Here is a 5,611-nt window from a genome sequence, read left to right on the forward strand (position 1 = left end):
TCGACCGATTGACCCCGGTCGAATACGAGCTGATCATGCTCCCAACCGCCACCCAGGCGGCCTAACCGAACCTGTCACCGGATGGTGCAGCAGACCCGGGCGACCCGGACGATGTCCTCGCGGAACTCGCGGGGGTAGGGCTTGGGCACAGCAACATCCTTCCAGCCTGACGACTCGACAAGCGATCTCAGATGTCACAGATCCGTTCATCAGCCCCAGGCGATGAAGCGGGCAAGTCAATTCACATCGTTGGTACTCAAGCGCGCGGGCAGTACACGCCCGAGCAGGAGCAAGAGCTACTCGACGCACGCCACGCAATGGAGATGGCGCAGATCAGGGCCAGCACCACCGTCGTTGTCTGCGTGAGATGGGCAGTCGTTGGCACGTGTGTCGCAGCCCTGATGACCTACCTGGCTGCGCTGTGGTTGCTTATGACTGTCGACCCTAGCGTCGCTGCTCCGCTCCTGTACGCCGCAACGGGTGGCGCGGCGGCGGTCGGGGGCGGCGTGGCCTGGCTGCGGCGACGTTCGGGCGGTTCGAACTAGCTCTACGGTCATCCCCAGGCTCGTGATAGTTCCGCAACGAACTGCTGAGCTTCCTCGGGGTAGCGCTCAGCCCACAATGCAGGCAGTGCGCGCAGCACTTCCGGCCGCCCAAACTCTTCGCCCATTTTGTTCACCCAGTCGTGCGCATCGTCGCCCTCAATCGTCCCCAGGTAAAGCTGCACTCTCGCCGCAGGGACGTTCAGCATTCCCGCAATGGCATACACGTCATCAGCGAGTTCCCTCATCAGTTCGTCCGGATCACTCCCTGTCGGTAAGAAAACCGCCTCCCAGCGGGAGGTAAGCGTGTCGTGTACAGATCCGCGTTGGTCGCCGTCGAGTACATAAGCGAACCGGGCCGCGGGCTGTGGCGGCTTGGGCAAGTGCTTGCGAAGCTCTTTGAGATAACCATCACCGCCACCCCAAACGAGGCTAGTTCTCTGCGCCAGCGACGGGTTCACTGCGCCGATCAAACCACGGGTCATTGCTGCGGCCGACTCGTCCTCAACGAACGCAAAACGATCGACGGGCGGGCGGGTGAGGAGTGTCGAGGCGGCCATGGGGTCGTCTGCGGAGTGAACCGCGCTGGTCTCGCCGGCCTCATCGACGGCGAGCAAGGTAAATCCGTCGTTCTCGACGGCCAGGGCAATCATCTCCTCCGAATGCGTGGACAGGACCACCGACCACTCGCGGTGCAAGCAGATCTGGAGCATGCGCGCTAGAAGACTTCGTACGCCGATCGGAGGCAAATACGCGTCCGGCTCGTCGAGGAGCAGAATCTGACCACGCTCGGTCCGGAGAAGCTCGACAATCCAGAACAAGAGATGGACCGAGAATTCGCCCAGCCCCATTTGCGGAGATGAATAGGTTAGGCCCCTGTAGGACACACGAAAGTACGGCACTAGCGGCTGAGCGTCCGCATCGCCCATCCAACGGAAGCGCTCCGCGACGTCCGGGTCATTCAACTCAATCTCGAGCGAGAACCATTCGATGGAGTCGTAGCGGCGACCAACAATCTTCTGGACGTCCTGAATTCGGTCGTTGCCCAACACCAGCGGGTCGACTTCATCGGTCATGTCATCGAAGTCAGCTCTCGAGCGGTACAGGCTTAGCGCCTCTTGGGTCAGCTGGTGCAGATCAATGAGAAGAGCATCCTTACCCAGCTCGCTGTCGAGCCGCCGCAACAGTCGTGTCTTGCCGGCGCCGTTTCGACCGCCGAGGACGATGCAAGGTTGGGCAAGATCGAGTACCGTGCCGGCGCCGACTGCGTGCTCCCGCGACGACTGCTTGGTCCGGCTCTGGCGCAACTTCTTCCAAACAGCGGTCTCAGCAGCTTCACGCATCACGCCCGCCAGTCCATGAGAAGCGGCTCGCCCCAGTTGGCAATGTCAGCGAACTGAAAGACAAGCGTGGATGGATTCGCCTTCGAGTCGCTCAGTAGGTGCTGCACAATCTCGTTTGAGCGCCGCAGACCCGAGCCACCAAAGAGTGCAAGATGATAGAGGTGAACCGTCAAGTCACGAGCAACCACTGACGCCACATCAGTGACCCGGTAGGACGCACGGTCGTCGTAGACTGACAGAACGCCCAAGATCTGCTGGTCTTGCCACGTCAAACCCTCTCGTGCGGCCTGCTTAGCGCGCCGACGGTCACGCTCGAACTTCAGCAGCAACTGCGAAGGAAGCGGTCCCACTGCGATCGGCGCCCAGACGCAGTACACCAGCCATGTCTGCAGCGATCCCTTGTTGAACTTGACTCGCCCGGCGGTTTGCAGTTGATGGTGGAGCTCATGGCCCGCGCGTCGAACAGCATCAATCGTTCTTGCCGAGAACTCACCTTCCCGGTAATACTGCTCGACGACCGTGTTGTTGATGTGCCGCCGGAGCGTGTTTTGCTCGATGGCAACGCACGTACGGGCAACAATGTCATCGTACGCCAGGCGCGCATTGCTAAAACCCACCACGGTCCGCTCCAATAGACCCCAGCTTTCCATCTCTCGCACAAGGTCTTTTACTTGATTCCGCGCAGCGCCGTGGAGGGCGTTTCGTTTCTCGGGCGGCGTCAGATTGTAGGACTGGTTGAGTCGGAAGAAGAGTTCGTTGGGTTCACCGGGTTGGTGGTCGCTCAGGTAGACAACGGGGACAGCGAATCGGTTCACGGAGCGGCGCACGTTGTCCGGGAGTTGCGAGAACCGCCTCCCGTGTAGATCTCCAATGTATTGGGAGTACGGCTCGATAGTGCCGTCGATTTTAAACTCGTCCCGGAGAAAGTCACGCATGGTTGCCAGTCGCTGCTGGCCATCGAGAACCAGTTCGCGGTCGGCCTCTTGCACGATGTGCACAGCGGGTACATACCAACCGCGAAGGATGGTGTCGACCAGGCGCTGTTGGCGCTTCTGATCCCACACCTCACCGCGCTGGAACTCCGGCTGCAGGTCCAGCTCACCGAGGTTGATTCGCCGAACGATGGTCTCCAAGTCCATCTCGACCCGCTGCAGCCTCATCTAGACCCTCCTACACATCGAAGTCGTCGTCCTCGGGCTCGAGCCCACCAACCGGGAGTGCGCCGTGGCGTAGGCGTGCGACGGTGTGCTCGCGACTAGGCGTTCTGTCGAGCGTGGCCTCGACGATGTCCTGGAAGAACGCGGACGCAGCCAGGTCATCGGCCGGTTGCTCTAAGTGCGTGAGACCCCGTTCGAGGTCGCTCTCGTCCCAGTCGATGACAAGCAACATCGTTGCGTCGAAGGTTTCGCCCGGCCGTCGTAGACGGCGCAGAATGTCATACAACGTGGCCAAGCTGCTTGGCTGACCGAGAATGTCTTGGCGTACGAGGTATGCGTAACCCATTGTCGCCATTGGGTGACGTCGCCGGAGACTTAAGACTTCGCCCACGGCTTCCTCATGCCGGTTCTTGAGATTCTTCCCGTACGCCGAGAACATTGTCTTTGTCGAGATCAGGATGTCTGGGCCGCGCTTCCACGATGACAGACCGACATCGATCTGCTTGGAGTAAAAGTCACCGAGCACATAAGCGTTCGCCGATCCAGGAACGGCCCGGAGCACGTCCGTCACTGCCTTTCGCAGCCGCGCCGGCTGTAAGCGCTTGCCACTGGCTAACTCAACTGTCTCGAGCTGCACGCGTAGCTCCTCGACGGCATCTTCGAGAGGCCCGTTGCCCTCGACGCCTACCCGGGGGCGACGCAGTCGAGGCCAAACCGCATCCGGTGGGAAGCCCGCGCGGCGGAGCTCCTGCGCGATCCAAGCATCAAACGCCTTCGCCGGACGGCCGGACTCCTGCTTATCGCCTTGAGAGATCGGGAGACTGAGCAGCGCCTGCAGCAGGTCCAACCCCGGGACGTAGGTCCCTCGGTGCGCGCAGTATTCGTAGCCGCACTCTGCACGATGGGCGCGAGCTTGATCATCTACAAAGGCGACGCAGCCATGGAAGATCTGCTCCTGAATATCTCAGGCTTCCTAGCTTTTGTAGTGGCACTGGTCCCGACGCCACTCAAGGCGCTGCTAATCAACCCTGTGACAAAGTCACCGATCAGCAACGAGCCACCGTGTCAGCGCAGCAATGTCCCGTCGGAGCTCCAGTTTACCGGTGCGCTCACCAACAATCTGTTCGCTCTGCTGGTCGCTTTCTCAGCAGTGCTGGCCGTAGTCTGGTTCTTCCGCGCACTGGCGGCGCGGCAGTCTGCGCAGCCAAGTGTCCAGCGCGTCCTATACGGAACAGCGGCGACAGCCATCTTGGCAGTCGGTGTTCTCGTTCTTTGGGTGCTCTACCTAGCAGCACCCGACTTCCTTCGCAGCAAAGCGCACCTGCTCGCTGCCTTCGGCATGTTCGCCGGCATCGTTGCCGTGGTCGGGCTGAACTGGCGAGCGGCCAGCGGGCCCTACCGCGCCTGGTATCGCAGCACGTTCCTGGCGATGGCAACGGTCGCCGTGGTCGGCCTTGGGCTCGCCGTGCTGGAGGTCTTCCAACACACCATTTTTTGGGTTGAGGCAGCGCTTATCGCTCTGTTCGCCGTCTTCTGGGTCGTCCAGACGGTCGAGCTCTGGCAACGACGTACACGCGGCAGCAAGGACCCCGGGCCGACTGGGCCGGCTACGACTCAGTAGGGAAGTGACTACCTGGGAGGTCGCCCGGACTCGCCACCCGGCCCAACGCCGTCGACTGAGAAGCGGTCGTGGTGTGAACGCCGGACGGCACTTTCAGCACAGCCGAACGCCTGGTAACCCCGGCGGCGCCCGCCAGGACTAGTTTGCTGCCTCGTACTGCTCGCGCAGCTCGGCCGGGATACGTCCACGGGCGGGCACGTCGATGCCCTGGCCCTGCGCCCACTCGCGAATTGCCTTGGCATCCCCGGTCTGGGACCGACCAGCACTCTTTCGAGTCGTACGGGCTCGACCCTGCTGCGTGGCGTTCTCGATGTACGTCGCGATGGCCTCGTCGAAGGCAGCGGCCTCGTCGGCCGTCAGGTCGATCGTATAGTTCGTGCCGCGGTAGCCAAACTGCACCGACTCGCCCTGGCCGTCTCCGATCTCTTCTCCGGATAGGTCACTAATCAGCTGGGTAATAACTCGACTGGCCATAAGACGCACCATAGAGGTCATGGCGGTGAGCCGCCAACTCCGAAACGACCCGAACGCCCGCACATTGCAGGTCGCTTAGTTCCGAGCCGTAGGTCGCATCCTGACAGTCCGCGCTTTCGAGCCACTCGCTGAACCGCGTGAGGTCAGACGCGGCTAGCTGGGCTCACGCGTGTAGCTTGTCAGTGCTCGCTTGCGCCCTACCGCCGTCGTGCAAAATCGGCCGCGGGTAACGGCGGCTCCAAGGCACCCACGTCCAAGACGTCCAACGGTCGCCAAAGCTGAGTACCGCTGCTCTAGCCTCCGGTTATGAGCGAGCAACTGCTCACCTGTGCCGAGGCGGCTGAACGTCTCGGCATGAGCGAGTCGGGCGTCTACAAGTGTCGCGTGCCGGGTCTGATGGAGGCTCTCATTCCACGGAAGGATGAGAGTCATGGCAGCACCGAGGAAGTATCCCGAGGAGCTTCGGGAACGGGC

5 protein-coding genes are annotated in these 5,611 nt (G+C 61.7%); 1 reads left to right on the plus strand and 4 read right to left on the minus strand.

Annotation, left to right across the window (positions count from 1 at the left end; translation table 11 throughout):
* Positions 1-553: 553 nt before the first annotated feature.
* From ACYU8I_RS18735 to ACYU8I_RS18745, 3 genes are read right to left on the minus strand one after another with little or no spacing between them, the layout of a single operon-like run.
* Complete coding sequence (locus ACYU8I_RS18735; RefSeq protein ID WP_460843842.1) at positions 554-1,888, minus strand: OLD family protein; 1,335 nt, start codon at positions 1,886-1,888, stop codon at positions 554-556.
* Entirely contained in the window at positions 1,885-3,045 is a 1,161-nt protein-coding gene (locus tag ACYU8I_RS18740) for a DUF262 domain-containing protein (protein WP_460843844.1), read from the minus strand. Before ACYU8I_RS18740 ends, ACYU8I_RS18735 begins: the two co-directional genes overlap by 4 nt.
* A gap of 10 nt (positions 3,046-3,055) precedes the next feature.
* The gene (locus tag ACYU8I_RS18745) at positions 3,056-3,889 is read right to left on the minus strand and encodes a hypothetical protein (RefSeq protein WP_460843846.1); all 834 of its coding nucleotides are present in this window, start codon (positions 3,887-3,889) and stop codon (positions 3,056-3,058) included.
* A 66-nt stretch (positions 3,890-3,955) separates the two neighbouring features.
* On the opposite strand from ACYU8I_RS18745, the gene ACYU8I_RS18750 reads away from it, so the two are divergent.
* Positions 3,956-4,663 (plus strand): hypothetical protein, encoded by a 708-nt coding sequence (locus ACYU8I_RS18750; protein WP_460843848.1) that lies wholly within the window; start codon positions 3,956-3,958, stop codon positions 4,661-4,663.
* A 138-nt stretch (positions 4,664-4,801) separates the two neighbouring features.
* Here ACYU8I_RS18750 and ACYU8I_RS18755 read toward each other — a convergent pair whose 3' ends face one another.
* Complete coding sequence (locus ACYU8I_RS18755) at positions 4,802-5,158, minus strand: histone-like nucleoid-structuring protein Lsr2 (RefSeq protein ID WP_460843850.1); 357 nt, start codon at positions 5,156-5,158, stop codon at positions 4,802-4,804.
* Between the last annotated feature and the right edge of the window lie 453 nt (positions 5,159-5,611).

Source organism: Nocardioides marmoraquaticus, from assembly GCF_054777915.1.